The 17,505-nt window shown below is 61.1% G+C and carries 13 protein-coding genes and 2 tRNA genes; 4 read left to right on the forward strand and 11 right to left on the reverse strand.

The window, feature by feature from the left end:
* Positions 1-141: 141 nt before the first annotated feature.
* Positions 142-663: a hypothetical protein gene (locus tag BN1724_RS06305; RefSeq protein ID WP_058234672.1), complete on the forward strand. Its 522-nt coding sequence runs from the start codon at positions 142-144 to the stop codon at positions 661-663.
* A 75-nt stretch (positions 664-738) separates the two neighbouring features.
* Here BN1724_RS06305 and BN1724_RS06310 read toward each other — a convergent pair whose 3' ends face one another.
* From BN1724_RS06310 to BN1724_RS06325, 4 genes are read right to left on the reverse strand one after another with little or no spacing between them, the layout of a single operon-like run.
* Complete coding sequence (locus tag BN1724_RS06310) at positions 739-2,037, reverse strand: MFS transporter (protein ID WP_058234673.1); 1,299 nt, start codon at positions 2,035-2,037, stop codon at positions 739-741.
* 40 nt (positions 2,038-2,077) lie between these two features.
* Positions 2,078-3,766, reverse strand: a complete 1,689-nt coding sequence (locus BN1724_RS06315; protein ID WP_058234674.1) for an FAD-binding oxidoreductase — start codon at positions 3,764-3,766, stop codon at positions 2,078-2,080.
* Entirely contained in the window at positions 3,763-4,533 is a 771-nt protein-coding gene (locus BN1724_RS06320; RefSeq protein WP_084252823.1) for a lysophospholipid acyltransferase family protein, read from the reverse strand. Before BN1724_RS06320 ends, BN1724_RS06315 begins: the two co-directional genes overlap by 4 nt.
* A 5-nt stretch (positions 4,534-4,538) precedes the next feature.
* Positions 4,539-5,315, reverse strand: a complete 777-nt coding sequence (locus BN1724_RS06325) for an SDR family NAD(P)-dependent oxidoreductase (protein WP_058234675.1) — start codon at positions 5,313-5,315, stop codon at positions 4,539-4,541.
* 145 nt (positions 5,316-5,460) lie between these two features.
* On the opposite strand from BN1724_RS06325, the gene BN1724_RS06330 reads away from it, so the two are divergent.
* Complete coding sequence (locus BN1724_RS06330) at positions 5,461-7,695, forward strand: HAD-IB family hydrolase (RefSeq protein WP_058234676.1); 2,235 nt, start codon at positions 5,461-5,463, stop codon at positions 7,693-7,695.
* A 129-nt stretch (positions 7,696-7,824) separates the two neighbouring features.
* Here the strand turns inward: BN1724_RS06330 and ppc are convergent, their stop codons facing one another.
* The 4 genes from ppc to BN1724_RS06350 form a co-directional block, all read right to left on the reverse strand.
* Entirely contained in the window at positions 7,825-10,659 is a 2,835-nt protein-coding gene (ppc, locus tag BN1724_RS06335) for a phosphoenolpyruvate carboxylase (RefSeq protein ID WP_058234677.1), read from the reverse strand.
* Positions 10,660-10,818: 159 nt separating this feature from the next.
* Positions 10,819-10,907 (reverse strand) — tRNA-Ser (locus BN1724_RS06340).
* A gap of 101 nt (positions 10,908-11,008) precedes the next feature.
* Positions 11,009-11,536: a peroxiredoxin gene (locus BN1724_RS06345; protein WP_058234678.1), complete on the reverse strand. Its 528-nt coding sequence runs from the start codon at positions 11,534-11,536 to the stop codon at positions 11,009-11,011.
* Between the two features lie 198 nt (positions 11,537-11,734).
* A tRNA-Ser gene (locus BN1724_RS06350) sits at positions 11,735-11,822 on the reverse strand.
* Between the two features lie 290 nt (positions 11,823-12,112).
* Between BN1724_RS06350 and BN1724_RS06355 the strand changes: the two genes are divergently transcribed.
* Complete coding sequence (locus BN1724_RS06355; protein ID WP_058234679.1) at positions 12,113-13,135, forward strand: NAD(P)H-quinone oxidoreductase; 1,023 nt, start codon at positions 12,113-12,115, stop codon at positions 13,133-13,135.
* 4 nt (positions 13,136-13,139) lie between these two features.
* Here the strand turns inward: BN1724_RS06355 and BN1724_RS06360 are convergent, their stop codons facing one another.
* The 3 genes from BN1724_RS06360 to serS all read right to left on the reverse strand — a co-directional run bounded on the left by BN1724_RS06360 (position 13,140) and on the right by serS (position 16,206).
* Positions 13,140-13,988, reverse strand: a complete 849-nt coding sequence (locus tag BN1724_RS06360; protein WP_058234680.1) for an HAD family hydrolase — start codon at positions 13,986-13,988, stop codon at positions 13,140-13,142.
* 74 nt (positions 13,989-14,062) lie between these two features.
* Positions 14,063-14,938: an HAD family hydrolase gene (locus BN1724_RS06365; RefSeq protein WP_157085791.1), complete on the reverse strand. Its 876-nt coding sequence runs from the start codon at positions 14,936-14,938 to the stop codon at positions 14,063-14,065.
* Positions 14,939-14,943: 5 nt separating this feature from the next.
* Complete coding sequence (serS, locus tag BN1724_RS06370; protein WP_058234682.1) at positions 14,944-16,206, reverse strand: serine--tRNA ligase; 1,263 nt, start codon at positions 16,204-16,206, stop codon at positions 14,944-14,946.
* A gap of 34 nt (positions 16,207-16,240) precedes the next feature.
* On the opposite strand from serS, the gene BN1724_RS06375 reads away from it, so the two are divergent.
* Positions 16,241-17,497, forward strand: a complete 1,257-nt coding sequence (locus BN1724_RS06375) for a diacylglycerol/lipid kinase family protein (protein WP_058234683.1) — start codon at positions 16,241-16,243, stop codon at positions 17,495-17,497.
* Positions 17,498-17,505: the final 8 nt, after the last annotated feature.

A 17,505-nucleotide genomic window follows, 5' to 3' on the forward strand; every position in this document is an offset into this window, starting at 1 on the left:
GCCATATCAACCCGACCTCAACCCCCGGGGTTCACTGGTTCAACCCAGACTAAGTATCTAGTTTGAGGACATCGCAGACCCCCAGCGAGACAGTAGAGACACCCGGGTGCACAATGCACCCCTACGTCAAGGAGAATTCCCATGACCGGCAATTTGGTGGTCGAATTCGTGGCCGTCCTCGCTCTGGTGGGTTGGGTGATCGCCCGTCAGTTCACAGCGCGTCCGTTGACGCATCGAGGGCCCCGCATTCTGGTAGTCCTCGCCATAATCGGCGCCGTGCAGTTATTCAGTGTGGTCCAACATCACACGATTTCCCTCTACAGCGGCATAGGTTTGCTCCTCACCGCGGTGATAGCTGGCCTGCTGGGTTTGGCTCGCGGCGCAACCATGCGGATTTGGCGCGATGCCGACGGAAAAGCGTGGCGGCAGGGCACGATCTGGACACTTGGCCTGTGGGGCGTGTCTATCGCACTGCATATCGCGATCTCAACCCTCTTAGTTATGACTCAGCTGGCGAGCACCGCGGATGAGTCGCTGCTGCGGACGCCGTCAATTCTGATCTACATCGCGATTACGCTCGGTGCCCAGCACTATCTGACCTATCAGCGGCTCAATGCGCATGAGGCCAATCGCGCCTGTGTGCCATCGTTCCTCGCCCGCTAAGGCACCGCCCGATCCTTTGGGGCACCAGCTAATCCATTGAGGCACCGGCCTCACCCGCGACAAGCAGTGTTCACTTTAAGATTGCCGAGGCCGCGGCAAAGACGCCGAGGCCGAACGGCATCCCCGCACCACGATCACAAAGCCCACGAACACGGTCAGCGGCCAAAGAGCCAACGCAGGGACAATCCCCAATGCACTCCCGAACCCACCACCGATAATCCCGCCGAGCACACCGGACAGTTGCACGCTGGCGCGTCGTACCCCCGCTGTCGAATCGAGGACGTCCGAGGGAACCGTCATGAGCAATAATTCGGGTCCGACGGCATTGAGCGCCGCAACCGCCATTCCCCACAGCAGTTTTTGCACCGCAAGAAAAGCCGCCGCAACACCTGCCGGGAGAATAAACACCAGCAAGACACTGGCCGCTAGCAGGCTCTGCGCGAGAATTGCCGCAGCCATCACTCGGCGCGGCCCCCAGCGTTCCATGACCTTGCGTGCACACGAACCGCCCAGCATGGCTCCCACCGCCGCGAAGGCAACTAAAAACGCGAACCATCCAGCCCCGATATGTAAAACCCTAATGATCAGAATGGATTCGACGGCTGATCCGATGGCGAGCCCCGCGGTACCGCAGGAGATCGCGGCGGTGATCGCTCTGAGCGCTCCCCGGTCCCTCCAGACCCGTTTCACCGACTCCCCCACCGTCCGGGAGCGCGTCGATATCCGCGGCATATTGCTACACGTGGCGGGTGAGTGGTCTCGGAAGGTGATGAGCCATCCGCCGGAAAAAGCGATGAGCAAAATAACCCAGGCAGTACCCATCCCGATGTGTACGCCTCCGAGCACCACCGCAAGTCCTGCGATGAGCGGACCGACCATCGCGAAAATCCGGTCAGCCATCGCCAGATTCGCTGAGGTACGTTGCAGCAACACCGGCCAGTCTGGATTGCCCTCGATCTGTGCGAGATCCCGCGCAGTGCCCCCGTGCGCGACACTGCTGAACACCGCGCTCACCCCAAACAAGCTCACGATCACCATCACCATGGGGATCGTGAGCTTGTGGCGGAAAATCAGCACCGCGGCGGTACCGACCAGAATCAGTCTCAGCACCAAGGCGAAGCGCAGAACCCGCAGACCGGTGCGCCCGCAGGCTTGCCCCGACCCGAGCCCAATCGACCGTTCAGCGAGGGGACCGATCAGGAGGAACGCCAACGGTCCCAGCGCGTTGATCACCCCGACATCGAAGGCGGTAGCACCGAGCTTGGCCACAATCGCGTAGTCGCGGGTAAAACTGAAAACAGATCGACCGAGCCCGTCCGCGCACGTTGAGTAAAACAGTGCCGGACGGGAACAGCGAGCTCGCGAAATAGTCATGAACTACGGCGCACAGGGTCCACGCGCCAAGGTCTACCCGTCAGCGTGGAAGGATTTTGCCTGGGTTCAGGTTGCGTCCGGGATCCGTTGCTGAAAACAGTGAACCGAGGATGCCCGTTCCCACGCTGGTGACGTCCTGTTCCATCCACGGTGAGTGTTCGGTGCCCACGCCGTGGTGATGCGACAGGGCGCCTCCGTGGTCGACAAAGGTCTGCTGAACAGCGTTTTTGACGGTCCGATACTGCCCGAGGGCATCCTGACCAAATGGGAAGGCGAACGTGAAGTACAGGCACGCTCCCGCATGGTAGCTGTGCGACATGTGACAAAACATAAAGCCACGTAGGCCGAGCTGGTCGATAGCTTTGTGATAGGCGTCAAACACAGCCGTATGCATTTCGTTCAGCCGAGACCATGGAGCGGCAGTTTCGGAGACATCGCCGAAGACCCCATAGCTCAGCAGGAAGTCTCGTAAATACGGGGTGTCAAACTTCTTTTGATCGTAGATGGCGCCCGGCCCAGCGCCGAGAGAGATCCCGCCATTCTTTTTAACGATCTTCTTCACAATGGCTTTCTGCCGCGAGACATGCTCCGCAGATCCTTCAAAACAGACGTACGAAATGCACATCTTTTCGGTGGTGTCCCAGCCTTTGCGGCGCAAGTACGCGAAGAGGGTTTCTTGGACCTTCGCCGCGACCTCACCTTTCTTCGAGGACGGCTTTTTCACCATGGAGAGGCTAAACGCCGTCTCCGGACCATCGGACAGACGCGTGAATGTCGGGGTGACCTCGCTGCGGGCGATGGCGTGCATACCCCGGATGCCGTGTTCCCAGTCCGGGTACATGTACGCGATCACCTCACGCACCGGAGGCTTGCGATGGATCTGCACGGTGCATTCGGTTATTACCCCGAGCCGGCCTTCCGACCCGAGCACCATTTCCCGAAGGCTCGGGCCGTTGGATGCGCTCGGTAGCGCCTTCAAGGCCAAAGTCCCCTCGGCTCGCACCAGGCGCAGACCCTTGACGATGTCCGCGATATCCCCATACTTATCGGACTGCATGCCGGTGGACCGGGTCGCTGTCCATCCGCCGAGAGTGGAATAGGTGAAGGAATCCGGGAAGTGACCCAGGGTCCATCCCTTGGCGTTCAGCTGTTCTTCCAGATCCGGCCCGTACACACCGGCTTCGACCCGGGCAAGGCCTGCCGTGTCGTCGATCTCTAGCACGTTGCGCATGCGCCCGAGGTTCAACGAAACAATCGGACGTTCTTCAGCAGCATTGCAGGTCAGTGAACCGGAGATGCAGGAGCCGCCGCCGTAGGGAACCAGAACCAGGTCATTGTCAATCACGAATCGAACGATGGCGGCGACCTCGTCCTCACGTTCGGGGTAGAGCACCACATCCACTAGCCGACCGAAGTCGCCGGTCCGAAGGCGGAACAGGTCTGCCATGGATCGGCCGAAACTGTGCACAACCCGCAGCTCGTCGTCGACCGTCACATTGTCACGCCCGAGAATCTCATCGAACCCAGCCCGATGCTCCTGGCTCAAGCGAGAGGCTGGGACCTGGTAGTCGCTGAGATTCGGCTCGTCGGCGACGGTCACAGCATTGAGATCGATACCAATTTTGGAGTGCGCAAATGGAGCGAAAGCGGGTTTGTTGTCGAAACGAAAAACAACATCGTCCAGACCCCAGCCCCACCATTTATGCCGCTTGACTTCGCTCGGCTTCATCCCTGGCCTCTCTCTTTACCCGGGACGCCTGGTCCCAGGACATCGTGCACATGCGCAGCGTACAAACCCGCCACCGTAGCGCGGATACGCTCTGTGAACTGCGAAACACTCTCGTCATCGTACGCCGTCATGGGCGCTCCGAACACGACCGAAACCGGGGGTTTACCTGGTCTCGGCCAATTGCGACCTTTAGGCATCGCTTCATAGCCGCCGATAATGGCGGCGGGGATCACCGGCACCCCGACGCTGGATGCGAGCGCCGCGCTGCCCGGTTTAAACGTTCCCATTCGGCCCGTCATCGAACGGGTGCCTTCGGGGAAAACCAGAATCGGCACACCGTAGCGCAGCAGTCGGCGAGACATCCCGGAATTTGCGCGAGAACCATCGCGGTCAATGGGAAAAGCATTGAACAGCATCCGCACAAAGAATCGTCGGTACCAGATCTTGAAGAAATAGTCCGTGGCGACCCCGGTGGATAAAAATCTGGCCTGACGTGCCGGAAGGCACTGTGCCAACATGGGAGCGTCGAGGTGACTCGTGTGGTTGGCGACCAAAACATAGGCGCCTTTAACATCGCGAACCGCATCATCGCAGATCACATTTTGCTCAATCGTTGAGCGTACCAGCGCTCCGAATAGCCGCCGCTGGATAAACCGACGCACCACGGCTCGCCATCGGGACCGATACTTTTTCAGATCCCGATTCGACTGCGGAACCGGAGCACCCGGGATGGGCGCCGGATTTTTATCATGAGGCTGATAAGTCATCCGGGTCAGCGTTCCCGCGCCCGCCGGTCGCTGAGTTTGGCGCTGAGCTTTCTCACCAGCCTGCGCGGGGCATGGCGCAACAGAGCAATCATCACCTTGTATCTTCGCCCAGGTATGGAAATAACCTTGCCACGCGCCACGTCGGCGAGACACTCTTCGACAACCCGATCCGGATCCATCCACAGGAACGACGGGATCGACGTTCCGCTGATACCCGCCCGCGCATGGAATTCCGTACGCACCCATCCGGGACACAGCGCAGTGACTTGGACGCCTGTGCCACGCAAACGGTTATGCAGCGCCTCGGAATAATTCGTTGTCCACGCTTTCACTGCGCTGTAGTTGTTTTGTGTCACGTACCCCGATGTGGAGGAGGTAATGACAATCCAGCCTCGACCGCGGGCGCTCATCGCGCGTCCAGCAGCACCGGCCAAAACAAAAACGGCGCGCACCATCACTTCAAAGCCGAGATCGTGGCCGCTGACATCACGTGCCAACAGGTCATCGCGCAGCGAGAATCCTGCGTTACACACGAAGAAGTCAACTGGGTCGTGGTCGCTTTCGATTCGCGCGACCACTCGATCCACCGCTGAACGGTCAGATAGGTCAGCGGACATGGTTTCGACATGCACCCCGTAAGCGGCAGCCACCTCCGAGGCGACGGCGTCAAGGCGCGTTTGGTCCCGGGCTACGAGAACCAAGTCCACACCTCGACGCGCTAGCGCTCGGGCGAACGCTGCTCCAATGCCCGAGGTCCCGCCGGTAATCAGAGCCCTGTGCATGGCGCCTACGATACACTAGGCGACGCGCTGACCAGCGCGGGGATGCATTCCGGGGTCCGCTGGCACGACAAACTCTGATTGTCGTTGCCATGCCGCTTCACCTGGGACGATATCCCTCAGGATCGGATTTTCGGAGAGTCATCGCATGCACGAAAACACTACGGGAGCGCCCGCTGCCCAGCAGATCCTGCTCACGGGGGCCACCGGTTTCCTCGGGCAAGCGGTGCTGCAGGCCCTGCTGGAAAACCATCCGAATGTTCAGATCACCACACTGATCCGCCCGAAGGGCACTCAGACCGGCCGCAAACGACTCGAAGGGCTTATACGCAAGCCTGTGTTCGCCTCGTGGGCTGAGCGCAGCAGCGATGAGGTGGTACGCGAGGCCATCGCGTCCCGCGTGCACGTGCTGGAAGGTGATCTCGAAACAATCCGTGACGTGGGCACATCCTTCGACACGGTTATTCATTCCGCGTCCACCGTGTCGTTTGATCCTCCGATTGATGAGGCGTTCCGCGTGAATGTCGGCGGGGCCCAGAACCTTTACCAGGCACTGCTCGAATCCGGCCAGGATCCTCACGTCATTCATGTGTCTACCGCCTATGTCGGTGGCATCTCAAAGGGTCTGCGCCAGGAAGGTTCCCTGGTCCACGATGTTGACTGGCGTGCGGAATACAGCGCCGCCTTAGGTGCCCGGGAACGCGCCGAGCAAGAATCTCGGCGGCCCGAAAATCTTCGCTCCCTGATGAAAGCGGCCCGCGCCCGCGACGGGAAGATGGGTCCGAAAGCGGTTGCTGCGGCGGCTGAAGAACAGCGCAAACAGTGGGTGCACGATCGTCTGATTGATTATGGCCGCACCCGCGCCCAGTCAGTCGGTTGGACCGATATTTACACCTTCACCAAAGCGATGGCAGAACGCGTCGCCGAGACCATGTGGCGCGACGCCGGGCACCGCGTATCGTTTGTGCGGCCCTCAATTATTGAGTCGGCCCTCAACCGTCCCTTCCCGGGCTGGATCGACGGGTACAAGGTCGCAGACCCCCTGATCATGGCCTACGGCAAAGGCCTGCTACCCGAGTTCCCGGGCCTTGCCGACTCCATTCTCGACATTATCCCGGTTGACTTCGTCGTCAACGTGATCGTGGCGCTTGCCACCCAGAACGTACAGCGGACCGGAGATGAAGCGTATTACCAGGTGGTCTCTGGAGCCTCTAATCCCCTACCGTTCCATGCGATGGTCTCCGCCGTCCGGGACTATTTCTTGCAGCATCCGCTGACCGATGACAAGGGGCAAAAGATCATTGTCCCAAGTTGGAATTTCCCCAGCGTCGACTTGGTGGAGAAGAAGTTCCTCGCCAAGGAGAAATCAATCTCGGCGGCCCAGCTGGTCGCTACCCGTCTGCCCGCAACACAGCGGACCCGCTCCTGGGTGACGTCACTGCATAAGAATGCTTCGGGTTTAGCGACCCTGCGCAAGTACATGGAGCTGTATAAGCAGTACACGCAGACGGAAATGGTGTTCGACGACGCCAACACGAGGGCTCTGCGAGCGAGTTTGCCGCCGGAATACCTAGAGCGCGCTGATTTTGACGTCACTGGCATTGATTGGCGCACCTATTTCAAGGACCTGCATCTGCCTGCGGTGACGAATCTGACCAAGGCGTTTAGTCGTCGCAAAGCCACCTTGAAAGCCCGCAACGCACGACCCACCCCGCCACCGGCACCCGCCGAGGGAGCCCTGGCCGTGTTCGACCTCGATGGCACCATGGTGGCTCAGAACATCGTGCAGCAGTACATCGCGGTTGTGCGCGCTACGAAACCGAGGTCGGCGTGGCCTGCCGAGTTTGCCAAGATGCTCGGATCCGTACCCGCGTACCTGCGCGCTGAACAGCGTGACCGCGGCGAGTTCATCCGAACCTTCACCCGTCGCTATCAGGGTTACCGGCGCAGTGATTTAGAGAAGCTGTTTGCGGGCGAGCTCGGCGGTTTGATCCGTGACTCGATCCGTCCCGAAGCTTTGGCTCGTCTGGAGGAGCATCGCGCAGCTGGGCATCGCACCGTGCTGGTTACCGGGGCCATTGATGTGCTGGTGTCCCCGCTCTTGGACCTGTTCGATGAGGTGGTCGCAGGGCGGATGCACGAGGACAACGGGGTGATGACCGGCTACCTGGCCACACCGCCGCTGGTGGATGAAGCCCGCGCGAACTGGCTACACAAATACGCGGCGCAGCACGGCGCCGACCTTAAAGCCTCATACGGATACGGCGACTCTCACGCGGATGTCAGCTGGCTCGCCCTAGTTGGCCACCCTCACGCGGTGCGGCCTGATCTCGGCTTGTACCAGGTTGCCAAGAAGCAGCACTGGACCATCTTGGACTGGTGAGGCGCCGCTGAAGCGCAGGAGCTTTTAACAGCACCCAAAGGGCCCGATCCTCGACGCGAATACCGCGTTCTCGGATCGGGCCCTTTGTCGACATCGAGACCCTGTAGCAAGGCCTCGGCTGGCCATTGATCAGCCGGTGTTCTTCAACCCAGCGGCCACACCGTTAATAGATGTCAGAAGAGCACGCACCAATTCGTCGTCCGGCCCTTCCTGGGTGTCCTGCGCCATCCGCAGCCGCTTCAAGGTCGCAACCTGCATATACGAAATGGGATCGAGATACTGATCGCGCACCGCCAGCGTCCGCTTCAAAATCGGGTTGTTATCTAAGAGCCCGACCACATCGGTGAGTCGTTCGATCTCCGCAACGGTCAGCTCATACTCGTCGCGAATGACCTCGAACAGGTGCCAGAGTCGTTCCGGGACCAGCGTATGCACATAATGCGCGGCAATATCGATGTCGGTTTTCGCCAGCGTCATTTCGACATTGGAGATCGCCGTGCGGAAGAAGTGCCAGCGTTGCAGCATCCGACGCAGATCATCCGTCAAACCGGCCTCACGCGCCGCTTTCAGCCCCGAACCGGCACCGAACCAGCCGGGAACAATCTGCCGGGACTGCGTCCACCCAAACACCCAGGGAATCGCCCGAAGCCCGTCAAGTCCCTTTTCGGAAGTGGTGCGCTTTGAAGGCCGGGACCCGATATTCAGGTCCCCCAGCTGCTCAACCGGCGTGGAAGTGACGAAATACTCCGGCAGGTCGGGATGCTCTATCAGGCTGCGGTACCGAGCAAAAGCATGGTCCGAGACCAGCTGCATGACCTCACCGAACCGGCCCATTTCCTGCGCCGAGTTGCGGGCCTCACGATGCAGCGCCGACCCCTGCAAAACCGCTGCAAGGGAAAGGTCGAGGTTATCCCGGGCCAAAACCGGCAGCATGTACTTATCGGAGATCACTTCGCCCTGTTCGGTGAACTTAATTTCACCTTCCAGCACCCCGTACGGCTGCGCGAGAATCGCGTCGTAGGTCGGGCCACCGCCACGCCCCACCGAGCCACCCCGGCCATGGAACAGACGCAAAGTGACCCCGTGTTTAGCCGCAACATCGCGCAGGGTGCGCTGGGCCTGGTGAATTTCCCACAGGCTGGTCATCACTCCGGACTCCTTATTGGAGTCCGAATACCCGAGCATCACCTCATGCTTGTCGCCGCGCAACCGAACAATCTGACGATAGTGCGGGTCGCTGAGCAGGGCATCCAAAATGTCGCCCGCATGACGCAGTTCGCTGACCGTCTCCAACAGCGGCACGAACCCGATATCAGCGTGACCATCTTCGCCCGGCAAACCGGGCAACTCGATGAGCCCCGCTTCACGGGCCAGCAACACCACCGCGAGAATATCGTCGGCCCCCCTGGTCATCGACACGATATAGGTTTCGATCACCGCCTTGCCGTAAATCTCCTGCGCCCGAGCAATCTCGGTAAACACACCGAACGTCTTGGCGGCATCCTCAGACAGCCCGAGTCTCCCGGAGGCCAAACCCACCCCGGCCAGGGGGCGACGCCGACCTAACTCTGCCGACAGCAAGGCCTGCCGCTGGTCTCGGTCGAGCTGCGCGTAGGGACGATCATGCTCGCCGAGCCGGTCAATCAGCTGCGCAAGAAGCTCATGGTGTTTTTCCGCGTGCTCGCGAATATCCAAGGTGGCAAGGTTCAACCCCACCCCGGCCAGGGTGTGCCGCGCCGTGGCCAGCAGACCGTCTGCCGCGCGCGTGCCCTTGTTCTCTTCCAGCGAGCGCACGATGATGTCGAAATCGTCTTGGATCTCAGCACTCGACGCATAGTCCCTGCCCGGCGTGTGTGGCATCTCGTCGTGGATGCGCTGCCTGGTGCGTTCCAGTTTGGCGCGCATCGTTCCGAGTTTGAGCCGGTAGGGCTCCTCCTCAAACATTTCACGATGTTCTTCGCCGATTTCGGGAAGATGAGCAAGGTCTTGGCGCAGGGAATCCAACAGCTCCGGGGACGCTCCGGTCAGAGCCGTCGAAATCGACAGAGCCTGAATCGCCCGGGTGATAAAGGAACTCGCCACATCCAGCGCCACATCCGACTGCATCCGCAACACATCCCGGGTGACCTCCGGGGTGACGTACGGGTTACCGTCGCGGTCTCCGCCGATCCAGGACCCAAAACGCAGCGGCACCGCACGAGGCGCGAGCTGGGCCCCGTATTCCCGCAGTTCGTCGCGGAAAGCGTCCAAGAGTTCAGGCACCGTGTGCTCATACAGTTCCCGCAGATAGTACAGAGCGTTGCGAGCCTCGTCCTGAGGGGTCGGTCGGTTGCGGCGCAGCTCATCGGTCTGCCAGAGAACTTCGATGATCTCCGCGAGGGCGCGGTCCTGCCTACGCCGCTCGCTCGTTCCTTCGTCGGTGGGCACGGCAAGAATATCCGAGAGCTGGCGAAGCTTCGTGAGCACGGCCCGGCGTGAGGCTTCAGTAGGGTGCGCGGTGAACACTAAACGCACCGACAGCGAATCCACGGTGGCTTGCAACTGCTGTGTGCCGAGTTCATCGGCGATATCGCGGATGGTCCGCGGGATCCAGGACTCTTCCTCCCGCCGCGCAGTGATGGCCCGAACCCGGTACACCTGTTCCGCTGCGTTGGCGAGCAAAAAGTACAGGGAGAACGCGCGAGTCAGCACCGTTGCCTGTTCGGGCGGCAGATTGGCAATGCGTTCCTGCACCCGCTGCGCACCCTCGGCAGAACCAGACTTCTTCGACTCTTTAGCGAGGCTGCGGATCTCCTCAACTAAATCGAGCAGTTCCTGCCCGTGCTGGTCGGCGAGGGTCCTCCCAAGGATCGTGGTCAGTCGCCTGACGTCTGCCCGCAACGGAGCATCAATCAGCGGGTCATCCCCCACAATGGGGAACTCTGACGTGAGCGTCGGAATATGCAAGGTGTCGTCGTGGGTCACGGGGCCTCCTGCGTCGGGCGACGCCGCACCCGAACCGGTAACGAAGCACCGCCACAGGCGCGTCGACGCGATGCGAACGATGCCACTGTACCGTCAAGTTCGCGGGCTTTCGGGAGACGACAACGCCCCCGAGACATCAAGACTCAGGGGCGTAACCGGCGGAGACGAGAGGATTTGAACCTCCGAGGCGGTTTTTGCCGCCTACTCCCTTAGCAGGGGAGCGCATTCGGCCGCTCTGCCACGTCTCCTTTGCGCCTTAGCGCTCGAACTAGAGTACCTGAGTGCCGCGATGCGAGCCAGTTAGGCGACGGACGTCACTCTCCTGGCGCTGCCACATCACATTCGCGATTTATATCGCACCCTCACGACCGAGGTGCAGGGCCGCAGTCAGCACCGCAATGTGCTTGGGCGTTCCCACCCGGTATTTAGCGAAGGTGATGACCCCGTGCTCATCCAGTGCGAACGTGGACCGGATGGTGCCACGCACAATACGCCCGTACATGTTTTTGTCTGCCCAGGTGCCCCACGCCGTCATCATGGTGTGATCCTCATCGGATAACAGGGTGAACGGCAACGACTCTTCGCGAACAAAGCGTTCAAGAGCCTCCGCTGGATCCGGCGACACCCCGAAAACCTGGTATCCCTTGCGTGTAAACAGCTCGTAGTTATCACGCAGATCGCACGCCTGCGTGGTGCACAGCGGCGTGGACGCCTGCGGGTAGTGATATATCAGGGCAGGCGCTCCGGCGAGGTCAGCCAGGCGTACTCGGCCACCACCGGTCGCCGGCAGATCAAAGTCAGGGGCCTGGTCACCGACGGATAGACGGGGCGCTGGCGAGGATGTGCCCGCGTGGGCGGTGGATGATGTGCCGGACATTCGTAGCTCCTCTGATCGACAATGACACCGAGAATAGCGCCGGTCGCTCACGGCTCACGGCTCACGGCTCACGGCTCACGGCTCACGGCTCACGGCTCACGGCTCACGGCTCACGGCTCACGGACGACAATATGCGCACCCTGCTGCTGCGACATAAAAAGCGTGCGGCCCAAGGGAACCTGAGCCGCACGCTGAGGGCGGAGGGTGCGGGATTCGAACCCGCGGTACAGGGTTACTGCACAACGGTTTTCAAGACCGTCACATTCGGCCGCTCTGTCAACCCTCCATATGACCCGAAAGCCATCTCATCGCCCTCCCCAGCCACCGAGCTAAGGCCCCGTTATCCGGGACATGCTCTTAACTCACCTGGCAAGTTCAGTGCGATGCAGGCTCTAGGGTAGCGCGCAGTCAGGCTAATCGCCCACTCGGAAACCCGAATGTCTTGCCAACCACGCCTGCACTTCGCCCAAAGCAAGCCGAAAAGCCACCAGCCTGGGCACACAAAACCGCTCGTCTTCATGCCACATCCAGCATTTCCACAGGCCAGATCACAGAATCCGGCCTACCCTAGAGGTCATGCGTGTTATGGAGATCACCGATGACCACCGTCTAACCCTGACAACACGCTCGATCCCCGCACCCGGCCCGGGCGAAGTTCTCATTCGCGTGCACGCAGCCGGGGTCAACCGAGCCGACCTGCTGCAAGTTCAAGGACTCTATCCACCCCCGCACGGAGCAAGCGACCTCCCCGGACTCGAAGTCAGCGGGGTCATTGAACAGTTCGGCCCCACGCCCGAGCGCCCCACAGCGAAACGACATTCCACCACACAGCCTGAGCTGTCAGTCGGCGATGAAGTCCTCGCCCTGCTCCCGGGTGGTGGGTACGCCGAATACGTCACGGCACGGGCCGACCACTGCCTGCCCGCCCCTCCCAAACTGAGCCCTGTGGAAGGAGCCGGTCTTCCCGAGGTCGCGGCCACCGTCGTCTCAAACCTTCTGCACGAAGCGCGCATGCAAGCAAACGACACCCTGCTCGTGCACGGAGGCACCGGCGGTATCGGAAGTTTCGCGGTGCAGTTCGGCAGAGCTTTGGAAGCCAACGTCGTCACCACCGTTGCAGGTCGCGATAAAGCAGAAGTAGCCCGCACGCTCGGCGCAGGATACGTCATTGACCATACGGAAGAAGATTTTGTGGAGCGGATCCGCGCCTGGCGGCACGCGGGTGTGTTGAACGGCGGAGTCGATGTGGTGCTCGATGTGGTCGGCGGACCATACCTGGACCGCAATGTGGCCTGTTTAGCCACTGGCGGGCGGATCGTGGTGATCGGGACGATGAGAGGTCGCACTGGGTCCCTCGACCTCGGGCAGCTCATGGCACGGCGTGGCCGAATCATTGCCACCACCCTGCGAGCGCGGGCAGCGCACGACAAAGCAGCGATCATGCACACGGTGCACCAAACGGTGTGGCCGATGCTGGCAAGCCAGCGACTCCGCGTACCAGTGGGCGCCAGCTTCGCGCTTGAGGATGCACAGGCCGCCCACGACCTGATGCGGTCGGGCCAGCACATCGGGAAAATCGTGCTGACAGTAGGGTCCTGACCGGTCACAGTCCGCGCAAAAACTCAGCGACCCCGCCCTCGTCAAACCGACCGACCACCAGATCAGCTCGTTCCTTCACGTCGTTCCCGGCATTTCCGGGTGCCACAGCTGTGCCCGCCCAGTCGAGCATGTCCAGATCATTCGGGCCATCACCGATCGCAACCGTATTCTCCGGCGCGATCCCGTAACGCCTACGCAACGCCTCCAAGCCCGTCGCTTTGGACACCCCGGGCAGCGCAATGTCGATCCACCCGGACGAACCAAGGTCGTATCCGACGCAGTTCAAGCCATGAGCTGTGGCAACCTCGCTGAACTCCTGCGACGTATGGTTCGGCGAATACACCGCAACCCGGGTGACGCTGGCATCAAGCAACTGCTCATACTCTGCGACGTGATACGGCGTCGGCAGATGTCCGTCCGGAAACGGCGCATTGAGCAGGTATTTTTCACCTCTGATTTCGAGTCCGCACAGCGCGTCGGGAAACGCCCCGAGCATAATCTCCAACACCTCGCGGGGATTGAACTCGATCAGATCCTCAATCTCCCACGACCGCACCACCGCCTCGGGCTCGCCGGGAACCCTCATCGGACTCTCCCCCACCAGAGCCGGTTTGGTTTCAAACCATGCGGTCACTGCCCCGTTAGAACACACCCCGAGGCCCTTGCGTCCTGCGATCACACTGGCGGGCCCCAGCGCATGAACGGGGCTTCTGCCGGTTGCCACAACCACCAGCCATCCGTGACGCTGAAGGTTCCGCACGGCGTCTTTAACGTCCTCGAAAACGCCATTCGGACCCACAATCGTGCCGTCGATATCCAGGGCTACCAGCCCCACGGGGTGCTCACCGTTCATCTCATACCTCCTTGGTAGCCGCACGGTTGAGGTCCGCTCACGATGTGCGCCCGCCCGGTCCTGTCTGGCGCTCCTTACGAGCCCAAAATTGCCTCAAGCGCCAGGGCAGCGCCATCGTCACCGATCGTTGCAGTCCTCATATCCGCATGACAGGCCACATCCTCCAAAGCCTGCCCCATCGCCACACCTAAACCGGCCCACGCCAGCATGTCGATATCGTTGCGTCCATCGCCCATGGCGACAGTCGCCTCTTTCGGCACCCCCAGCTGCTGGCGCAGCTCCTCCAGAGCACTCGCCTTAGAGACACCTGGAGCGGAAATATCCAGCCAGGCATTCCACCCGACGGCATAACCCACCCCGGTCAAACCCGCACTGGCGACGATCCGTCTAAACTCCTCAGAGCTGAGATCGGGGCAAGAGACCACCACCCGGACCGCATCCAGCTGAGCCAGATCATCCAGTCGGGCCGGGCGGGCATCCGCGCCGAAACTCGCGTCCTGAAAACCAGGTGTAGCCACAAATGAGCCGTCCGCTGTCTCCACCGCAAACCGAGCTTGCGGGGCTTGATTGCGCAAAGCAGCCAGAGCACCTGCCGGATCGAAAGTATGACGGGACACCACCGACCAACTGCCGCGATCAGTATCCAGCGCCGCGGTCACACCCCCGTTTGAGCACACCATAAAGCCGCCGGAAAGGCCCGCCAGCTGCACGATGGGAACCGTCGCCCCCACGCTGCGTCCGGTGGCAATCACCACGTGATGTTGCCCTGCCGCCCGGTGTAAAACATCGCGCACCGCCGGTGACATTTCACCGTTGTGATCGACCAGGGTGCCGTCCACATCGAGCCCGATCAGCATCGGTTGGTGGGCGACCGTCCGTCGAAACCGGTCCACTGCCCGATGACGACGCAGGTCAGACACGGTGATACCGGTCATTGTCGGTGCGCTCATCCGCGTCAGGAGGCCACCTCGAAGATCTCCCGTCCCCCGAGGTAAGGACGTAGACCCTCAGGCACGACGACGCTGCCGTCCGCCTGTTGATGGTTCTCAAGAATCGCCGCGATCCACCGGGTGGTCGCGAGTGTTCCGTTCAAGGTTGCGACCGGTCGCAGCGATCCCTCATACCGTTCGCGGATCCCCAGACGCCGCGCCTGGAACTGAGTGCAGTTTGAGGTGGAGGTCAGCTCGCGATACGCCTGCTGACTGGGCATCCACGCTTCGCAGTCAAATTTCCGCGCCGCTGAGGTCCCCAAGTCGCCTGCTGCCGTGTCAATCACCCGGTAGGGCACATCGATCCGCCCCAGCATTTCCCGTTCCCAGGACAGCAGCCGCTCATGTTCGTCGAACGAGTCCTCAAGCCGACAGAACGAGAACATTTCCACCTTGTGGAACTGGTGAACCCGAATAATTCCACGAGTGTCTTTGCCATAGCTGCCCGCTTCACGGCGGTAACACGCTGACCAGCCCGCATAACGGAGAGGACCCCCGCTCAGATCGAGCACCTCGTCTCGGTGATACCCGGCCAAAGCCACCTCGCTGGTCCCCACCAGGTACAGGTCATCGCCCTTATCCAGGTGATACACCTCGGTGGCATGCTCCCCCAGGTAACCCGTTCCGTCCATGGTTTCCGGCAGAACCAGAGTCGGCGTAATCATCGGCGTGAACTCGTAGGAGACAGCCTGATCCATTGCAGCATTGAGCAAAGCCAGTTCCAGCAATGCGCCGACACCGGTTAAAAAGTAAAACCGAGCCCCGGACACCTTAGCGCCGCGAGCCATGTCGATGGCACGGATTTTTTCGGCGATCTCTAAATGGTCCCGAACCTCAAAGTCGAACGACGTCACCTCTCCAACCAGTTCACGCACGACATAGTCGTCTTCCCCGCCTTCCGGGGCACCCTCGGCAATATTCGGGATCTTGCGCAATAGTTCTTCGCGGTGTGCGCTTCGCTCCACCGATTCGGCTTCCAGACGCTTCACGTCGGCGGCTAGGCCCTTCACCTCAGAAAGAAGCGCCTGCTTCGCCTCCCCCTGCGCTTTCGCGACGTCTTTACCGATGGTTTTTTGCCGGGCTCTGGCGTTTTCAAAGGCGGTGGTGGCTTCCCGCCACGCTAAATCAGCGGCGAGAACTTCATCCACAATCGCTGCATCGCGACCACGCGCGCGCTGAGCAGCTCGGACAGTCTCGGGATTCTCACGCAAAAGCTTCAGATCAATCACACGACGATGCTACCCCGGCGACTACGGTGGTCCCATGGATGTCGGGAGGCTCTCCACTATCGAAGGTGTCATAGCGCTGATACTTGCGCTTGCCCTGCTCACTATTCTGATTGCGATCACCCGGCTCCTCCGGGATGTGCGACGAGCCCTTCAGCAGCTCCCAGACTCCTCGCCACACTCTCCCTCCGATGCCCAGTCCAAAGCCGGGGCATCTGCCGTCACCGACGCTGCGGACTCTAGCCCTCACACAGAAACCCGCATAAGCACCAGCGTCACCACAGTTCACGCCGCAGATGGCGCCACCGAGACTGCGGGCGAGATCACTGCGACCGCGCCCGAACATCATCCCCAGCCCAATCTCCGGGCTCGCATCGCCGTCGTCGTCAATCCGACAAAGCAACCGAGCATGTCTAAATTCCGGCGCCTGATCAATCGTGCCTGCGCTGAACTGGGCGAAGAACTCCCCCTCTTCTTTGAAACCACTGCGGATGACCCCGGGTACGGGCAAACCCGTCAGGCCATCATCCAGGGAGCCACCCTCGTGATTGCTGCCGGAGGCGACGGCACCGTGCGCACCGTGGCCTCAGCTCTCGCGGGCACAGACGTAGCCATGGCCCTGATTCCCAGTGGCACCGGAAACCTCCTCGCCCGCAACCTTGGAATCCCCCTGGACGACCCCGAAGAAGCCGCCTACATCGCGCTCACCGGAACCCAGCGCACCATTGACGTGGGTTGGCTGCGCTACGGCAGTTCACGTGCACAGGCCGAAACTGCCACCGAAGATATCTTCCTCGTGATCGCAGGAGTCGGATTCGATGCCACCATCATTACCTCCACCGATGACCGCCTGAAACGGAGAATCGGCTGGTTTGCCTACGTCATCTCGGGGCTGAAGAACATTACCGGGCGCAGTGTGGATGCCCACCTGCGCAGCGCAGACGGTGCGAGAACCAGCTGCAAAGTCCGCACCGTGTTGATCGGCAATGTGGGGAAACTGCCCGGCGGGCTCAATCTGCTGCCCGATGCCGTCGCTGATAACGGACGGCTAGAAATTCTCTGCCTGTCCTGGAAAGGGCTTGCGGGCCTCACCCAAATTGTGGCCCGACTCATGACCCCAAAAAACTCCCTGTTCAGACGAATGCCGTCATTGCATCGGATGGAGACCACGCAGCTTATGGTCGAGCTAGAAAAGCCTCTTCCGGTCCAGTTGGATGGGGACGGACGCGGCGAAGCGACACATCTGCTGGCCCGGGTTGACCCGCAAGCTCTGCACGTGAGAACTCCGTCCTAGCCAGAGGC

It is taken from the genome of Devriesea agamarum (genome assembly GCF_900070355.1).
In the GTDB taxonomy this organism is placed as follows: domain Bacteria; phylum Actinomycetota; class Actinomycetes; order Actinomycetales; family Dermabacteraceae; genus Devriesea; species Devriesea agamarum.